Consider the following 15,950-nt stretch of genomic DNA (forward strand, 5'->3'; position numbering starts at 1 on the left):
CGCTCCCAACAACTCCCGGCGGCCCGGCGGGTGGTGGTCGGCCCCCCCCCCCCCTTCTCTATATGTGCTCTATATGCGCATCAGCTTCTCTGTATGCGCATCAGCCGCCTCAGCGGCCGCCGTCCTGGCCCTGCCCCGGCTGGGTGTGACGCCCGCCGGGCTTGTTGCCGCCGCCCGGCTTGTTGTTGCCCGGCTTGTTCCTGCCGCGCCCGTTGCCGGCCGTGCCGCCCTTGTCGGCGTCACCGCGCTCGCCGCCGCCGACCGCCACCGTGTCGAAGCTCGGGGCCTCCTTGCCCTCCAGGGCGCCGGCCATCGCGTCGCGCCAGATCGGGCCGGGGGTGTCGCCGCCGTAGACCTTGTCGTGGTACTGGCCGCCGATGGTGATGTTCTCCATCTCGACGTCCTTGCCCGGGCCGCCGACCCAGACCGCACCGGCCATGTTGGGCGTGTAACCGACGAACCAGGCGGCCTTGCGGCCGTCCGTCGTACCGGTCTTGCCCGCGCTGTCGCGCCCGGACAGGCCGGCCTCCTTGCCCGTACCGTCCTCGACGACGCCCTTGAGGAGCGTGTTCACGGTGTCGGCGGTCTGCTCGGACATGGCCCGCGAGCACTTCGTCTTCGGCACGGGCAGGCTCTTGCCGTTCGGGCCGGTGGCCGAGGTGATCAGGACCGGCGTGCAGTACGTGCCGCCGTTGGCGAATGCGGCGTACGCGGCGGCCATGGTCAGCGGGGACATGCCCTGCGTGCCGAGCGCGATCGACGGGACCTGGTCCATGTCAGCGCCGGAGGCCGGCTTCAGGCCGAGCTTCTCCGCCATCTTCGTCACCGGGCAGGTGCCGATGTCGCCGATCATCTGGATGAAGTAGGTGTTGACCGACTTGGCGGTCGCCTCCCGCATCCCGTACGGGCCGACCTCGCTGCGGTTCTCGTTGCTGACCGTCTCGCCGCCGGAGTTCTTCCACGTGCCGGTGCAGGTGTCCACGGAGTCCGGGTAGGGCATCTGGTAGGGCGACGCGTACGTCTTGTTGGGCGAGATGCCCTCTTCCAGGGCGGCCGCGGCCAGGATCGGCTTGAAGGTGGAACCGGTCTGGAAGCCGTAGTTCGACCCGCCCCGGTTCTTGTCGGCCGAGAGGTTGATCTGCGTCTGGTGGTCGCCGAAGCCGTACGGGCGCGACTGGCCCATGCCGAGCACCTTGCCGGTGCCGGGCTGGACGATCGAGATCGCGGTGGCCACGGAGTCGGACTGGTAGACGTGGTCGGTGATCGACTTCTGGACCGACTTCTGCGTCTGCGGGTCGAGGGTGGTGCGGATCGTCATGCCGCCTTCGTTCCAGCGCTTGGCCCGCGCCTCCTTGGTCTTGCCGAAGACCGGGTCCTTGAGGAAGACCTCGCGGACGTAGTCGCAGAAGAAGCCCGCGCCGCTGACGGCGGTGATGCAGCCGCTCTTGGGCCGGGTGACCTTCAGCTTGAGGGGCTCGGCCTTGGCGGCCGCGGCCTCCTCCGGGGTGACGGCCTTGAGCTCGGCCATGCGCTGCAGCACGGTGTTGCGGCGCTTGACGGCCTCGTTCGGGGCGTTGACGGGGTCGTAGCGGCTCGGCGACTGGACGATGCCGGCCAGCATCGCCGACTCGGCCAGCGTGAGGTCCTTGGCGCGCTTGCTGAAGTAGCGCTGGGAGGCGGCCTCGACGCCGTAGGACTGCTGCCCGAAGAAGGTGATGTTCAGGTAGTTGTTGAGGATCCGGTCCTTGCCGAGCTCCTTCTCCACCTGAATGGCGTACTTCAGCTCCTTGACCTTGCGGCCGAGGGTCTGCTGGGTGGCCACGGCGACCTTGTCGGGGTCGTCGCCGGCCTCCTCGACGAAGATGTTCTTGATGTACTGCTGGGTGAGGGTGGAGGCGCCCTCGGAGACGCCGCCGGACTGGGCGTTCTTGTTGACCGCGCGGAGCACGCCCTTGAGGTCGATCGCGCCGTGCTCGTAGAAGCGCGCGTCCTCGATGGCGACGATCGCCTTCCGCATGTACGGGGAGATCTCGTTCAGCGGTACGACCGTACGGTCCCGCGAGTAGACCTTGGCTATTTCGCCGCCCTCGGCATCCAGGATTGTGGTGCGCTGGCTGAGCGGTGGGGTCTTCATACTGGCCGGGATCTCGTCGAACCCCTCGACGGACTCCTTGGCCACCAGTCCGAAGGCCCCGACGGCAGGCAGGGCCAGGCCCGCCAGAACCGCACCGGAGAGCACGCTGACACCTAGGAACTTGGCGGCCATCCGGGTCCTGTTGGACCCCTCGCCCGAGCGCTTCTTACCCATGGAGGGAAGCCTACGTTCTCATTCGGCGGACAGACGCCCGTGTGTTCGCCTACGCTGTTTCACGCCAGTCACTGCGGTGTGATTCAGCATCATCTCCGCCTTCACTCTTGTGGGTGATGAGATGTGTCCGTATTGCCGTCCGTGTCACTCTCTGGGTCGTGCGACCCGGGTGACCTGCCCCGATATGGCGGATTGGTCGGTAATGTCGTCCGCTCACTCCGTTGGGTGATCTGCCGCGTACGCATAGTCCGTTCGGGCCATCCAAGATTGGGCCCGAAGGGGGTGTTGCCCCCTGCCCGCCTTCCGTAACGTCCTCAACTGGCAACGGTGAATATGCCGCTGCCGCCGTGGGGGAGCCCCGATTCGGGAGAGGACGGCGCCAGCATGGGCTGGGTAACCGACTGGAGTGCGCAGGCAGCCTGCCGCACTACCGATCCGGATGAACTATTCGTTCAGGGCGCTGCACAGAACAGGGCCAAGGCGGTATGCACCGGGTGCCCGGTGCGCACGGAGTGTCTGGCCGATGCGCTGGACAACCGCGTCGAGTTCGGCGTGTGGGGTGGGATGACCGAGCGCGAGCGCAGGGCGCTGCTGCGGCGCAGGCCGACGGTCACCTCGTGGCGCAGGCTCCTGGAGACCGCCCGTACGGAATACGAGCGCGGGGCGGGGATCCTGCCGCTGGGCGACGAGGAGTACGGCGAGTACGCGGCGGTCGGGTAGCCGCTACGGGTGCCGGTACGGATGTCGCCGGTGCCGACGTCGGTACCGATGGCCGATGCCGCTGTCCACGCCGTTGTCGATGTCCCTGCCGATGCCGCTGTCCATGCCGATTCCGGCGCCGATGCCCTGACGGGCGTACGGGATGACGGCGTGCAGCGTCGCGCCTGCGGGATGTCGCGCCCTACTGGATGACGGCGCGCGGGGTCACTCGGCCCGCTCGGCGTGCGGCTCGTCCGCCGACGGAGCGGGCGAAGCGGTCGAGGCAGCCCTGGGAGCCGGGGCGGCGGGCTGGGCGGCGAGGCGCTCGCCGATCTCCCGCAGTCCCGCCAGGTCGTGCACATCGCCGGGCAGAGCGGCCACTTCCGCCACCGGTACCTCCGGATGCAGAGAGGTGAAGCGGTCGCGCGTGCGGCGCTCGCGGTCGAGCACCTGCATGCGCTCGGCGTGCAGCCGCAGCAGGCCGGCCGCTGTCCTGGACGCGTCGCTCTCCGAAGCGTCGCTCGATTCTCCCGAAGATGCCGGCTGGGGGAGGCCGCTCTCGGGGGAGGACGGAGAGGACGGGGCTGTGGGAGCGCCGGTGCCTGCGACGCGGGCGGTACGTGTCCCAGCTTGCCCGCTGTCGCGATCCACAATGCCGTCGGCGGCAAGATTTTCCGATGTTCCCGCCGGAGTGGGCTCCGGCGCGTCCGCCGGGTCTTCCGCCACGCCCTCCGTGAGCCCCTCGGAGAGCGCCTCCGCCGCGGCCAGCGCCCGCTCCGCCGTCAGCTGGTCGGCCGCGCTTCCGTGCACCCGGTTGAGCACGAGCCCCGCCAGCGGCATGCGCTCCGCGGCCAGCCGCTCCACGAAGTACGCCGCCTCCCGCAGCGCGTCACGCTCGGGTGCCGCGACGACGAGGAAGGCCGTCCCGGGGGCCTGCAGCAGCCGGTACGTGGCATCCGCGCGGGTGCGGAACCCGCCGAACATGGTGTCCATGGCGGCCACGAACGTCTGGACGTCCCGCAGGAGCTGGGCTCCCATCAGCTTGTTCAGCGGCCCGCTCATCACGGACATGCCGACGCCCAGGAACTTCATCCCGGCCCGCCCGCCGAGCTTCGCCGGCGCGACCAGCAGCTTGATCAGCTTCCCGTCCAGGAACGACCCCAACCGTCCGGGGGCGTCCAGGAAGTCGAGCGCGGAGCGGCTCGGCGGCGTGTCCACGACGATCAGGTCCCACTCGTCGCGGGAGCGGAGCTGGCCGAGCTTCTCCATGGCCATGTACTCCTGCGTGCCGGCGAAGCCGGCCGACAGGGACTGGTAGAAGGGGTTCTCCAGGATCGCGCGGGCGCGCTCCTTGTCGGAGTGCGCCTCCACGATCTCGTCGAAGGTCCGCTTCATGTCGAGCATCATGGCGTGCAGCTCGCCACCGGCGGACGAGTCGATTCCGGGCACCCGGCGGGGCACGTTGTCGAGCTCCTCGATGCCCATCGACTGCGCCAGTCTGCGCGCCGGGTCGATCGTCAGGACGACGACCTTCCGGCCGCGCTCCGCGGCCCGCACGCCGAGGGCCGCCGCGGTCGTCGTCTTGCCGACGCCGCCGGAGCCGCAGCACACCACGATGCGGGTGCGGGGGTTGTCCAGGACGGGGTCGATGGCGAGGACGGAAGCGCTGTCGAGGCCCTCCCGCTGGGGGACGGCGTCGAGGCCCGTCCGCTGGGAAGCCCGGGAAGTCCGGGAAGCTGCGTCGAGGCCCTTCCGCTGCGCCGGCACTCCCGCCGTCGACTCCGCTGCCGTCGGCTCTGCTGTCAACGCGCCACTCCTTGCTTCCGCAGTTCGCGCGCCATGCGGTAGAGGCCCGCCAGGTCAACGCCGTCGCCGAGCAGTTCCAGTTCGTACGTGGGCAGGCCGAGCTCCGCTATGCCGGCGCGGCCGCGCTCCTCCAGGGCGAGCCGCTCGGTGTGCTCGTGGGCCTCGGTCAGCAGCGGATCGACGAGCTGCTCGGCGAGGCCGGGGTGGCGCGCGCCCCCGAATCCGGTGCGTTCCAGGGCGTGCGACAGGGCCTGCGCGACGGCGGTCCGCCGGCCGTTCGCGGCGGCCTCCACGGCTGCTGCGTCCAATATCTCCGGCCGCACCATGTTGATGACGACACCGCCCACGGGCAGGCCGGCCGCACGGAGCTCCGCAACGCCGTCGCGCGTCTCCTGGACGGGCATCTCCTCCAGCAGCGTCACGAAGTGCACCGCGGTCTCGGGCGACTTGAGGACCCGCATGACGGCCTGTGCCTGGTTGTGGATCGGGCCGATCCGGGCGAGCCCGGCCACCTCGTCGTTCACATTGAGGAAGCGGGTGATGCGGCCGGTGGGCGGGGCGTCCATGATCACGTGGTCGTAGGCGAAGCGGCCCGTGCGGTCCTTGCGGCGCACCGCCTCGCAGGCCTTGCCGGTCAGCAGGACGTCGCGCAGCCCGGGCGCGATGGTTGTCGCAAAAACGATGGCGCCGATCTTCCGCAGCGCCCGCCCCGCGCTGCCGAGCTTGTAGAACATGTGCAGGTAGTCGAGGAGAGCCCGCTCGGCGTCGATCGCCAGGGCGAACACCTCGCCCCCGCCCGGCGCCACCGCGATCTTGCGCTCCTCGTACGGCAGCGCCTCCGTCTCGAACAGCTGGGCTATGCCCTGACGGCCTTCCACCTCCACCAGGAGAGTGCGCTTGCCCTCGGCGGCGAGGGCAAGCGCGAGTGCCGCGGCGACCGTGGTCTTGCCGGTTCCGCCCTTGCCGCTGACGACATGGAGCCTGCTCATGAATCGGAGCCTAATTCGTCGGCAACGCCCTTGTGGCGCCAGGTGGCGACATGAGGTCATTCGTTGTCGGCGGGAGGCATTACAGTCGGCCTATGACCAAATGGGAATACGCCACCGTGCCGCTGCTCGTGCACGCGACCAAGCAGATCCTGGACACCTGGGGCGAGGACGGCTGGGAGCTCGTCCAGGTCGTCCCGGGTCCGAACAACCCCGAGCAGCTGGTGGCCTACCTCAAGCGGCCGAAGCCGTGAGCGCCGTCGAGAGCCGGCTCGCCGAGCTCGGGCTGACCCTGCCCGACGTGGTGCCGCCGCTCGCCGCCTACCAGCCGGCCGTGCGCTCCGGGGCGTACGTCTACACCGCCGGCCAGCTGCCCATGGTCAAGGGCTCTATCCCGGTGACGGGCAAGGTCGGCGCCGAGGTCAGCCCCGAGCAGGCCAAGGAGCTCGCGGCGGTCTGCGCGCTGAACGCCCTGGCGGCCGTCAAGTCGGTCGTCGGTGACCTGGACCGCATCGTCCGCGTGGTGAAGGTCGTCGGCTTCGTCGCCTCCGCCCCCGACTTCACCGGCCAGCCGGGCGTCCTCAACGGCGCCAGCGAGCTGCTGGGCGAGGTGCTCGGCGAGAAGGGCGTGCACGCCCGTTCGGCCGTGGGCGTCGCGGTGCTGCCGTTGGACGCGCCGGTCGAGGTCGAGTTCGTGGTCGAGGTCCAGGCCTGAGCCCGCTCCGCACCCGGGCCGGGGCCGAAGGGGGGCCGGGCAGGGGCTGAGCCCCGCCCCGGCCGGGCCGCCGGCGGTGCCGCTCCCGGCCCTCGTCCCCCTCGAACATCCGCCCGTGAGCGCATAGCATCCGGCCATGTCGACTTCGAACGGCCAGTGGTATCCGCCGGAGTGGCCGGACCGGATCAGAGCGCTCACGCGGGGCGAGCTCGACCCCGTACGCCCGCGCCGCGCCGCGACCGTCCTGCTGCTGCGCGACGGAGCCGGCGGCCCCGCCGTGCACATGCTGCGCAGACGCGCCTCCATGGCCTTCGCCGGAGGCGCGTACGCGTATCCGGGCGGCTCCGTCGACCCGCGCGACGAGCGGGACGTGCCCTGGGCCGGCCCCGCCCCCGGCGACTGGGCCCGGCGCCTGGGCGTCGACGCGGCCTCCGCCCAGGCCATCGTGTGCGCCGCCGTCCGGGAGACCTTCGAGGAGGCGGGGGTGCTGCTCGCGGGCCCCACGCCCGGCACGGTCGTCGCGGACACCACGGGGCCCGAGTGGGAGGCCGAGCGGGCCGCCCTCGTCAGCCGCGAGCTGGCGTTCGCCGACTTCCTCGTGCAGCGCGGCCTGCTCCTGCGCAGCGACCTCCTGGGCGGCTGGGCGCGCTGGATCACGCCCGAGTTCGAACCGCGCCGCTACGACACCTGGTTCTTCGTCGCCGCCCTCCCCGAGGGACAGCGCACCCGCAACGCCTCCACGGAAGCGGACCGGACCGTGTGGATCAGCCCCGCCGAGGCGGCCGACGGCTTCGACCGCGGCGAGCTGCTGATGATGCCGCCCACCATCTCCACGCTGCGCCAGCTGCGCCCGTACGGCAGCGCCGCCGACGCCCTGGCCGCCGCCCGTGACAGGGATCTCACCCCCGTCCTTGCCAGAGCGCGGCTCGAAGGCGGGGAGATCGTGCTGAGCTGGCCCGGACACGACGAATTCACCCGGCACGTCGCCATGAAACCCTCGGGACCTTCGGAGGCCGACTCATGACATCCGCGACCGAACTCCCCGGCCGGCCCCGCGCAGGGGCCCTCGGCGGCCCGGCCACCGCCCGCGCGACCTGCGTCCTGGCGCCCAACCCGTCCCCGATGACGCTCGACGGCACCAACACCTGGATCGTCGCCGAACCGGACTCCGACCTCGCCGTCGTCATCGACCCCGGACCGCTGGACGAGGCCCACCTGCAGGCCGTCGTCTCGACCGCCGAGGCGGCCGGAAAGCGCATCGCCCTCACTCTGCTCACGCACGGCCACCCCGACCACTCCGGCGGCGCGGCCCGCTTCGCCGAGCTGACCGGCACGCGCGTACGGGCCCTCGACCCGGCGCTGCGCCTGGGCGGCGAGGGGCTCGGCATCGGTGACGTGGTCACCACCGGCGGGCTGGAGCTGCACGTGCTCTCCACGCCCGGCCACACCGCCGACTCGCTCTGCTTTCACCTGCCCGCCGACGGGGCGGTGTTCACCGGCGACACGGTGCTGGGCCGCGGCACGACGGTCGTCGCCCATCCCGAGGGCCGTCTCGGCGACTACCTCGACTCGCTGCGCCGCCTGCGCGAGCTGACCGTGGACGAGGGCGTGGGGACGGTGCTGCCGGGCCACGGCCCGGTCCTCGACGACGCGTGCGGCGCCGTCGACTTCTACCTCGTGCACCGGGCGAAGCGGCTCGCCCAGGTGGAGACCGCCGTGGAGAGCGGCTACCGCACGCCGTCGGAGGTGGTCGCCCACGTCTACGCGGACGTCGACCATTCGCTGTGGCCGGCCGCGGAGCTGTCCGTACGGGCGCAGATGGAATACCTGGGGGAGCACGGGCTGATCCAGTGAACCGACCGCGCCCTTCGTGAGCGGGCTGCGCGTGCGGAGCACGCACGCATGCTCGTGCGGAGCGCGCACGCATGCCGAAGGCCCCTGCCGTCCGCGGCAGGGGCCTTCCGGGCTCGTGGGCGCGCCGGAGGGCGCTCCCGCAGTGCCGTGCGCCCGGGGCGTGCGGCGTGCACGCCCCGCACGGCGTGCGTCAGCGGGAGCGCTTCGCGAGCCGCTCCACGTCGAGGAGGATCACCGCACGGGCCTCCAGACGCAGCCAGCCGCGGCCGGCGAAGTCGGCGAGGGCCTTGTTGACCGTCTCGCGGGAGGCGCCGACCAGCTGGGCCAGCTCCTCCTGGGTGAGGTCGTGCACCACGTGGATGCCTTCCTCGGACTGCACGCCGAAGCGGCGCGACAGGTCGAGCAGGGCCTTGGCGACGCGGCCGGGCACGTCCGAGAAGACGAGGTCCGACATCGAGTCGTTGGTGCGGCGCAGCCGGCGGGCGACGGCGCGCAGCAGGGCGGTGGCCACCTCCGGGCGTGCGTTGAGCCAGGGCTGCAGGTCGCCGTGGCCGAGGCCGAGCAGCTTGACCTCGGTGAGGGCGGTGGCGGTGGCGGTGCGCGGTCCGGGGTCGAAGAGCGACAGCTCCCCGATGAGCTCACCGGGACCCAGCACGGCCAGCATGTTCTCGCGGCCGTCGGGGGAGGTGCGGTGGAGCTTCACCTTGCCTTCGGTCACCACGTAGAGGCGGTCGCCGGGGTCCCCTTCGTGGAACAGGGCGTCGCCCCTCGCGAGGGTGGCCTCGCCCATGGAGGCGCGCAGCTCAGCGGCCTGCTCGTCATCGAGCGCCGCGAAAAGCGGGGCGCGCCGCAGAACGTCGTCCACGAGTTCTCTCCTTGTCGACATGCACAGAGGACCGTGGTCCCCATGATGCCCGTCGGTAAAACTGTGTGATCAAACACAAGTGTCGCGCATCGTCGCCCGAAGCCCTACGGCAGGGGTCCGATTGGGCTGTGGTTTTTCTGCGCGAGGACCGGATGTCAGTGGTGGGCCTTAGTCTGGCCGGGTGTCCAATACGCCGGTGAGAGCACAGGGCAAGGGGGCCGGAAGGGTGACTCCGCCTCGTAATTCCGCTGTGGGCGAACGCGCGCCCACGGGGGCGGCGAAAGCCGCAAACAAGGCCGAAAAGAAAAGCGGAGCAGCATCTTCCGCAAAGGGCGCGAAGTCCGCGCGGACGCCGAAGGCCGCGGCGGGCGCCGGGCCGGAGTCCCGCACCGCCCTCGTCCGCCGTGCCCGCCGCATCAACCGCGAGCTCGCCGAGGTCTATCCCTACGCACACCCCGAGCTCGACTTCGAGAATCCCTTCGAGCTCCTGGTCGCCACGGTCCTCTCCGCCCAGACGACGGACCTGCGCGTCAACCAGACCACTCCCGCCCTCTTCGCCGCCTACCCCACGCCCGAGGACATGGCGGCGGCCGACCCCGAGGCGCTGGAGCAGCTCATCCGGCCCACCGGCTTCTTCCGCGCCAAGGCCAAGTCGCTCATCGGCCTGTCCGCCGCGATCCGCGACCGCTTCGGCGGAGAGGTCCCCGGCCGCATAGAGGACCTCGTCTCCCTCCCCGGCGTCGGCCGCAAGACGGCCCACGTCGTCCTCGGCAATGCCTTCGGCCGGCCGGGGATCACCGTGGACACCCACTTCGGGCGGCTCGTGCGGCGCTGGAAGTGGACCGAGGCCACCGACCCCGAGAAGGTCGAGGCGGAGATCTGCGCGCTCTTCCCCAAGAGCGAGTGGACCATGCTCTCCCACCGCGTGATCTTCCACGGCCGCCGCATCTGCCACTCCCGCAGGCCCGCCTGCGGCGCCTGCCCGATCGCCCCGCTCTGCCCCTCGTACGGCGAAGGGGAGACCGATCCCGAGAAGGCCAAGAAGCTGCTCAAGTACGAGAAGGGCGGCAAGCCCGGCCAGCGGCTCAAGCCCCCGCCCGACTACCCGGGCCTGCCGGCCCCGCCGCTGGGAGGCGACGCATGACGAGCACGTACGGCCGAGGGGCCGCGGTCACCGCCGAGGGCCTGCCCGAGTGGCTGGAGCCGGTGGCGCGCGCCTCGGAGACGATCGAGCCCCATCAGCTCAGCCGCTTCCTGCCGCCGGAGACCGGCGGCCGGCAGTCCGCCGTGCTCGTCCTCTTCGGCGACGGGCCCAAGGGCCCGGAGCTGCTCCTCCTTGAGCGGGCCGGGACGCTGCGCTCCCACGCCGGGCAGCCGTCCTTCCCCGGCGGCGCCCTCGACCCGGAGGACGGCGACCCCGCCTCCGGCGGGCTCGTGCGCGCCGCGCTGCGTGAGGCGGAGGAGGAGACCGGCCTGGACCCCGCGGGCGTCCAGATCTTCGGCGTCCTGCCGCAGCTGTACATCCCCGTGAGCAAGTTCGTCGTCACGCCCGTGCTCGGCTGGTGGCGCGAGCCCACCCCCGTGGAGCCGGTCGACGAGGGCGAGACCGCCCGCGTCTTCACCGTGCCCGTGGCCGACCTGACCGACCCGGAGAACCGGGCGACCGCGATACACCCGAGCGGTCACACCGGCCCCGCCTTCAAGGTCGAGGACGCCCTCGTGTGGGGGTTCACCGCCGGTGTGATCGACCGGATCCTGCACTACGCGGGCTGGGAGCGCCCCTGGGACCGCGATCGCCGGGTACCTCTGGACCAGCGGGCCTGACGGGCATGAGACGGTGATCCCGGCCCACGCCGCCCCCCGGGCCGGCGACACCGCAGACGACATCATTGCGAGGCATACCCGGTGAACGTGCTGGACATCGTGCTGCTGATCGCCGCCGTGTGGTTCGCCGTCGTCGGCTACCGCCAGGGCTTCGTGGTCGGCGTGCTGTCGGTGATCGGATTCATCGGCGGCGGCCTCGTAGCGGTGTACCTCCTGCCCGTCATCTGGGACAGCGCCACCGGAGACGCCAACCCCGGCATGGCCGCCGCCATAGCGGCCGTCGTCATCGTCATCGTGTGCGCCTCCGTGGGCCAGGCCGCCACCACCCACTTGGGCAACAAGCTCCGCCGGCACATCACCTGGTCACCGGCCCGCGCCCTGGACGCCACGGGCGGCGCGCTCGTCAACGTCCTGGCGATGCTGCTGGTGGCCTGGCTGATCGGCTCCGCCCTCGCCGGCACCTCCTTGCCGACGCTCGGCAAGGAGGTCCGCAACTCCAAGGTGCTGCTCGGCGTCGCCCGGGTGGTGCCCCCGCAGGCCAACACCTGGTTCGCCGACTTCAGCACGGTCCTCGCGCAGAACGGCTTCCCGCAGGTCTTCGCGCCCTTCTCCACCGAGCCGATCACCAACGTGCCCGCGCCCGACCCCGAGCTCGCGGGCAGCCCCGTCGCCACCGAGGCCCAGCGCAGCATCGTCAAGGTCGTCGGCACCGCACCCAGCTGCGGCAAGGTCCTGGAGGGCACCGGCTTCGTCTTCGCCCCGCAGCGGGTGATGACCAACGCCCACGTCGTCGGCGGCGTCGACGAGCCGACCGTGCAGGTCGGCGGGCAGGGCAGGCAGTACGAGGCGAAGGTCGTCCTCTACGACTGGAAGCGCGACATCGCCGTGCTGGAGGTGCCGGACCTGGAGGCGCCCGAGCTGCGGTTCGCCGAGGCCGACGCGGAGAGCGGCAAGGGCGCCATCGTGGCCGGCTTCCCCGAGAACGGCTCCTACGACGTGCGCGCCGCGCGGGTCCGCAGCCGCGTCCAGGCGAACGGCCCGGACATCTACCGCCGCGGCAACGTCCGCCGCGACGTCTACTCGCTCTACACGATCGTCCGCCAGGGCAACTCCGGTGGACCGCTGCTCACGCCGGACGGCCGGGTCTACGGAGTGGTCTTCGCCAAGTCCCTCGACGACGCCGAGACCGGCTACGCCCTGACCGCCGACGAGGTGCGCGGTGACGCCACCAGCGGCCGCCGGGCGACCGAGCGGGTCAATACCCAGGGCTGCGCCCTCTGAGCCCTTCCGCGGGCCCTCCGGGGGCCTGCCGGGGCCCAGGGGCTCGCCCGGCCGCTGCGCGGGGCGGCGGCCGGAGTGCGCGCCGGGCGGGTCAGTGGCCTGGTGGGTCAGCGGCCGCGCGGGTGATGACGCAGCCGCGCCGACACCCAGCGGGCGCGGCGCCGGATGATGCGTGGAATGCCGATGCGCGGATCGTGCCCGGCGGATGGCCGGTGCTCGCCCCTCACGGCCCTCTCCGGCATCTCGCTCACGATCAGCGCGGCGTCGCCCTCGGCGCCCCGCTCCTGAGTCACGTCACGGTAGTCGTGCGTCCAGCCCATACCGTGCTCTGTGCCCGGACCGAAAGGTCGGTAATCGCCCGGGGGTCGCTCAATCGGCCTATGCGCCGGGCAATTGGCCGTTCGAAGAACGGACGTTCCCCTTCGCTTTACGGAGCGTGGCCCATCCGCAGACTGCCCGGCCCGTAAGCTTTCGGCCAGGCCCTAGCGGTCGGGTTCCGGATCCTTGAGCCAGTTGATCAGCTCGGTCGAGAACGCCACCGGATCCTCTTCATGAGGGAAGTGCCCGAGCCCGTCGAAGAGCCGCCAGCGGTACGGCGCCTCCACGTACTCGCCGGAGCCCGCGGCGCTGCGCGTGCGCATCACCGGATCGAGGGACCCGTGCAGGTGCAGCGTGGGCACCCGTACGGGCCGCTTCATGCGCCGGTTGAACTGGATGCCGTCCGGCCGCGCCATCGACCGCACCATCCAGCGGTACGGCTCGATCGAGCAGTGCGCCGTGGACGGGATCGACATCGCCCGGCGGTACGTCTCCACGGCCTCGTCGTCCGGCTGCCGCGGCCCCGACCACTCGCGCACCAGGCGCCCGGCCAGGGCGGCGTCGTCGGCGACCAGCCGGCGCTCGGGGATCCAGGGCCGCTGGAAGCCCCAGATGTGGCTGCTCGCCGAGCTCTGCCGGGGGTCGGCGAGCATCGCCGAACGCCAGCGGCGCGGGTGCGGCATGGAGGAGACCGCGAGCCTGCGCACCAGCTTGGGCCGCATCACGGCCGCCGTCCACGCCAGGTAACCGCCGAGGTCGTGGCCGACCAGGGCGGCGTCCGGCTCGCCCAGGGAACGGATCACGCCGGTGATGTCGAGGGCGAGGTTGGCCGGGTCGTAGCCCCGCGGCGTGCGGTCGCTGCCGCCCACCCCGCGCAGATCCATGGCCACCGCCCGGAACCCCGCCTCGGCGAGCGCCGGCAGCTGGTGCCGCCACGTCCACCAGAACTGCGGGAAGCCGTGCAGCAGCAGGACCAGCGGCCCGTCGCCCATCTCGGCGATGTGGAACCGCGCGCCGTTCGCCGCGACGTCCCGGTGGGCCCAGGGCCCCTCGGGCCGGACGACCGACGTGGCGGAGCCGCCCGGGACGCCCGTCGGGGCCGGTCCCGGCGCGGCGGCCGGAACGACGGGATCGGGTGACGAAGTCGCTGCGGAGGTATCGGGCACCGTCATACGGTCGAGCGTGTCACAGATGCGCCCGCGGGGCTCGTGTCCGTCAGCGGACGCGGGTGCGGCTTGACGGTGCCCAGCACGGCGGCCGTCTGCTTCGCCGACGCGATGCTCTTCTCGGGCTTGCTGACCTTCTTGAACTTGGCCACCGCCAGCAGCCCGAGCAGCGCCGCGATCAGCAGGAACGCACCACCGACGATCAGGAACGACCAGGCGAGCCCGAGACCGAGGTTGTGGATGCCGTACGCGGCCGCGAAGCTCAGCACGGGCAGCGAGAAGAGCGCGAGCGTGCCGGCCGCGGCGATCGCGCCGCCGCCGATGCCGACGCGCTTGACGTCCTGCCGCAGCTCGGCCTTGGCCAGTGCGATCTCGTCGTGCACCAGCGCGGACAGCTCGGTGGTGGCCGTAGCCACCAGCTGGCCGAGAGTGCGGTTCGCACCGTTCGCACCGTCGTCGGCTGCGCTCATCGGCTGCTCCCTCATCTTCGTCGCCACGTCATCCGCGGGCTTTCGGCGGATGTAAAGCCTCTCAGATCATGCCGGACCATCGTCCCGGGTGGTGTCCCTGCCGACGAGTTCGGCCAGCCTGCGGTGCTCGGCGGCCTTCGCTTCGAGGATCGCCGCCATCCGCAGGTGGTAGTCCGGGTTGCCCTGCTCGTAGATGTCGGGGATGCCGTCGGCGTCCTCGTCGCGGTCCTCGTCCGCGCACAGCTTCTTGTACTTGTTGTCGCGGAGTTTGAGCAGCACGCTCGCGCAGACCGCGGCGATCAGCGAACCGACGAGCACGGCCGCCTTGACCTCGTCCGCCAGCAGCAGGTCGGTGCCGAAGGCCAGCTCGCCGATGAGCAGGGACACCGTGAAGCCGATGCCCGCGAGCGAGGCGACGGCGAACACGTCGGGCCACTTCAGGTCCGGGTTGAGCTCGGCCCGGGTGAACCGGGCGGCGAGCCACGTCCCGCCGAACACGCCGATCGTCTTGCCGACGACCAGACCGAGGACGACGCCCAGCGTCTCGGGCTTGGTGAAGACGTCCGACAGTGCGCCGCCGGAGACCACCACACCCGCCGAGAACAGGGCGAAGAGCGGCACCGCCAGCCCCGCCGAGAGGGGACGCACCAGGTGCTCGATGTGCTCCCCGGGAGAGTGCCGCTCGCCCTCGTGGCGGTGGCAGCGGAGCATCAGGCCCATGGCCACGCCCGCGATGGTCGCGTGGACGCCGCTGTTGTACATCAGCGCCCAGTTGACGACGGCCAGCGGCACGTAGACGTACCAGCCGCGGACCCCCTTGCGGAGCAGGAGCCAGAAGACGGCCAGGCCCAGCACGGCGAAGCCCAGGGCGGCGAAGTTCAGGTTCTGGGTGAAGAAGACCGCGATGATCAGGATCGCGAACAGGTCGTCGACGACGGCCAGGGTGAGCAGGAACGCGCGCAGCGCCGACGGCAGCGCCGTGCCGATGACGGCCAGCACGGCCAGGGCGAAGGCGATGTCGGTGGCGGTGGGCACCGCCCAGCCTGCCGTCGAGCCGTTGCCGCTCTTCACGACGGTGAAGTAGACGAGCGCGGGCACGGCCATGCCGCAGATCGCGGCGATGACGGGCAGCAGCGCCGCCTTGGGGTCGCGCAGCTCGCCGGCGACCAGTTCGCGCTTGAGCTCGATGCCCGCGACGAAGAAGAAGACGGCGAGCAGGCCGTCGGCCGCCCAGTGCTGTACGGAGAGGTTCAGCCCCAGCGAGCCCGGACCGAGGTGGAAGTCGCGCACGGCCTCGTAGCCGTCGCGCAGGGGAGTGTTCGCCCAGATCAGTGCGGCGACGGCGGCAACGAGCAGGAGCACACCGCCGACGGTCTCGGTACGCAGGGCGTCGGCGAGGAAGTTCCGCTCGGGCAGCGGCAGCCGGCCGAGGAATACGGAACGGCGGTTCTTGGGCGCGGCCACGGCGGGGGACCTCCAGGGTCGACGGATACACGTGTGCTGTGTGCCGACCAGACTTCCCGGCGCGCCTCTGATTCTTGTCGCGATTTTTACGCGAACACTACTCACCTTAACCGGAACGGGTGAGTCGGAACGAGCGGAAGGGGGCCCCGCCCGCCCCCGGGGCCCGGCCGGGGGCCCCGGGCACCCGGGAGTCG

Annotated in this window: 16 protein-coding genes; 8 read left to right on the forward strand and 8 right to left on the reverse strand. The window is 71.6% G+C overall.

Features of this window, described 5'->3' with window-relative positions; translation table 11 throughout:
* Positions 1-109: 109 nt before the first annotated feature.
* A complete protein-coding gene (locus ACOTKD_RS08635) occupies positions 110-2,308 on the reverse strand; it encodes a transglycosylase domain-containing protein (protein WP_424888270.1) in 2,199 nt (732 codons plus the stop codon).
* A gap of 384 nt (positions 2,309-2,692) precedes the next feature.
* Here ACOTKD_RS08635 and ACOTKD_RS08640 point away from each other — a divergent pair, with 384 nt between their 5' ends.
* On the forward strand, positions 2,693-3,028 hold the full coding sequence (locus ACOTKD_RS08640) for a WhiB family transcriptional regulator (RefSeq protein ID WP_189382430.1): 336 nt from the start codon (positions 2,693-2,695) through the stop codon (positions 3,026-3,028).
* Positions 3,029-3,232: 204 nt separating this feature from the next.
* Here ACOTKD_RS08640 and ACOTKD_RS08645 read toward each other — a convergent pair whose 3' ends face one another.
* Positions 3,233-4,657, reverse strand: a complete 1,425-nt coding sequence (locus ACOTKD_RS08645) for an ArsA family ATPase (RefSeq protein ID WP_424888402.1) — start codon at positions 4,655-4,657, stop codon at positions 3,233-3,235.
* 152 nt (positions 4,658-4,809) lie between these two features.
* A complete protein-coding gene (locus ACOTKD_RS08650) occupies positions 4,810-5,802 on the reverse strand; it encodes an ArsA-related P-loop ATPase (RefSeq protein ID WP_424888271.1) in 993 nt (330 codons plus the stop codon).
* Positions 5,803-5,894: 92 nt separating this feature from the next.
* Here ACOTKD_RS08650 and ACOTKD_RS08655 point away from each other — a divergent pair, with 92 nt between their 5' ends.
* From ACOTKD_RS08655 to ACOTKD_RS08670, 4 genes are all read left to right on the forward strand, one after another.
* Positions 5,895-6,053 (forward strand): DUF4177 domain-containing protein, encoded by a 159-nt coding sequence (locus ACOTKD_RS08655; protein WP_086785308.1) that lies wholly within the window; start codon positions 5,895-5,897, stop codon positions 6,051-6,053.
* The gene (locus ACOTKD_RS08660) at positions 6,050-6,514 is read left to right on the forward strand and encodes a RidA family protein (protein ID WP_424888272.1); all 465 of its coding nucleotides are present in this window, start codon (positions 6,050-6,052) and stop codon (positions 6,512-6,514) included. Before ACOTKD_RS08655 ends, ACOTKD_RS08660 begins: the two co-directional genes overlap by 4 nt.
* Positions 6,515-6,650: 136 nt before the next feature.
* Entirely contained in the window at positions 6,651-7,538 is an 888-nt protein-coding gene (locus ACOTKD_RS08665; RefSeq protein WP_424888273.1) for an NUDIX hydrolase, read from the forward strand.
* Positions 7,535-8,368, forward strand: a complete 834-nt coding sequence (locus ACOTKD_RS08670; protein WP_424888274.1) for an MBL fold metallo-hydrolase — start codon at positions 7,535-7,537, stop codon at positions 8,366-8,368. The genes ACOTKD_RS08665 and ACOTKD_RS08670 overlap by 4 nt, the downstream gene beginning before the upstream one ends.
* A gap of 190 nt (positions 8,369-8,558) precedes the next feature.
* Here the strand turns inward: ACOTKD_RS08670 and ACOTKD_RS08675 are convergent, their stop codons facing one another.
* Positions 8,559-9,233 carry a Crp/Fnr family transcriptional regulator gene (locus ACOTKD_RS08675; protein ID WP_030367278.1) on the reverse strand — a complete coding sequence of 225 codons (675 nt, stop codon included), beginning with the start codon at positions 9,231-9,233 and terminating at the stop codon, positions 8,559-8,561.
* A gap of 250 nt (positions 9,234-9,483) precedes the next feature.
* On the opposite strand from ACOTKD_RS08675, the gene nth reads away from it, so the two are divergent.
* The 3 genes from nth to ACOTKD_RS08690 all read left to right on the forward strand — a co-directional run bounded on the left by nth (position 9,484) and on the right by ACOTKD_RS08690 (position 12,338).
* Positions 9,484-10,377 (forward strand): endonuclease III, encoded by an 894-nt coding sequence (gene nth / locus ACOTKD_RS08680; RefSeq protein WP_424888275.1) that lies wholly within the window; start codon positions 9,484-9,486, stop codon positions 10,375-10,377.
* Positions 10,374-11,057 (forward strand): NUDIX hydrolase, encoded by a 684-nt coding sequence (locus ACOTKD_RS08685; protein ID WP_030367280.1) that lies wholly within the window; start codon positions 10,374-10,376, stop codon positions 11,055-11,057. The genes nth and ACOTKD_RS08685 overlap by 4 nt, the downstream gene beginning before the upstream one ends.
* 81 nt (positions 11,058-11,138) lie before the next feature.
* Complete coding sequence (locus ACOTKD_RS08690; protein ID WP_424888276.1) at positions 11,139-12,338, forward strand: MarP family serine protease; 1,200 nt, start codon at positions 11,139-11,141, stop codon at positions 12,336-12,338.
* A 107-nt stretch (positions 12,339-12,445) separates the two neighbouring features.
* Here ACOTKD_RS08690 and ACOTKD_RS08695 read toward each other — a convergent pair whose 3' ends face one another.
* The 4 genes from ACOTKD_RS08695 to nhaA form a co-directional block, all read right to left on the reverse strand.
* On the reverse strand, positions 12,446-12,658 hold the full coding sequence (locus ACOTKD_RS08695) for a hypothetical protein (protein WP_030367282.1): 213 nt from the start codon (positions 12,656-12,658) through the stop codon (positions 12,446-12,448).
* Positions 12,659-12,820: 162 nt separating this feature from the next.
* Entirely contained in the window at positions 12,821-13,828 is a 1,008-nt protein-coding gene (locus ACOTKD_RS08700) for an alpha/beta fold hydrolase (protein ID WP_424888277.1), read from the reverse strand.
* Entirely contained in the window at positions 13,825-14,292 is a 468-nt protein-coding gene (locus tag ACOTKD_RS08705) for a phage holin family protein (RefSeq protein ID WP_030367284.1), read from the reverse strand. Before ACOTKD_RS08705 ends, ACOTKD_RS08700 begins: the two co-directional genes overlap by 4 nt.
* Before the next feature lie 66 nt (positions 14,293-14,358).
* On the reverse strand, positions 14,359-15,756 hold the full coding sequence (gene nhaA / locus ACOTKD_RS08710; RefSeq protein ID WP_424888278.1) for a Na+/H+ antiporter NhaA: 1,398 nt from the start codon (positions 15,754-15,756) through the stop codon (positions 14,359-14,361).
* Positions 15,757-15,950: the final 194 nt, after the last annotated feature.

The organism is Streptomyces sp. XH2, from assembly GCF_049725035.1.
Lineage (GTDB): Bacteria > Actinomycetota > Actinomycetes > Streptomycetales > Streptomycetaceae > Streptomyces > Streptomyces roseoverticillatus.

What these genes read in the sequence shown, in the direction of transcription:
- ACOTKD_RS08695 (WP_030367282.1), bottom strand. Translation starts at nt 12,658, where the DNA reads ATGGGCTGGACGCACGACTACCGTGACGTGACTCAGGAGCGGGGCGCC.
- ACOTKD_RS08650 (WP_424888271.1), bottom strand. Translation starts at nt 5,802, where the DNA reads ATGAGCAGGCTCCATGTCGTCAGCGGCAAGGGCGGAACCGGCAAGACC.
- ACOTKD_RS08665 (WP_424888273.1), top strand. Translation starts at nt 6,651, where the DNA reads ATGTCGACTTCGAACGGCCAGTGGTATCCGCCGGAGTGGCCGGACCGG.
- ACOTKD_RS08640 (WP_189382430.1), top strand. Translation starts at nt 2,693, where the DNA reads ATGGGCTGGGTAACCGACTGGAGTGCGCAGGCAGCCTGCCGCACTACC.
- ACOTKD_RS08705 (WP_030367284.1), bottom strand. Translation starts at nt 14,292, where the DNA reads ATGAGCGCAGCCGACGACGGTGCGAACGGTGCGAACCGCACTCTCGGC.
- ACOTKD_RS08670 (WP_424888274.1), top strand. Translation starts at nt 7,535, where the DNA reads ATGACATCCGCGACCGAACTCCCCGGCCGGCCCCGCGCAGGGGCCCTC.
- ACOTKD_RS08635 (WP_424888270.1), bottom strand. Translation starts at nt 2,308, where the DNA reads ATGGGTAAGAAGCGCTCGGGCGAGGGGTCCAACAGGACCCGGATGGCC.
- ACOTKD_RS08700 (WP_424888277.1), bottom strand. Translation starts at nt 13,828, where the DNA reads ATGACGGTGCCCGATACCTCCGCAGCGACTTCGTCACCCGATCCCGTC.
- ACOTKD_RS08685 (WP_030367280.1), top strand. Translation starts at nt 10,374, where the DNA reads ATGACGAGCACGTACGGCCGAGGGGCCGCGGTCACCGCCGAGGGCCTG.
- ACOTKD_RS08655 (WP_086785308.1), top strand. Translation starts at nt 5,895, where the DNA reads ATGACCAAATGGGAATACGCCACCGTGCCGCTGCTCGTGCACGCGACC.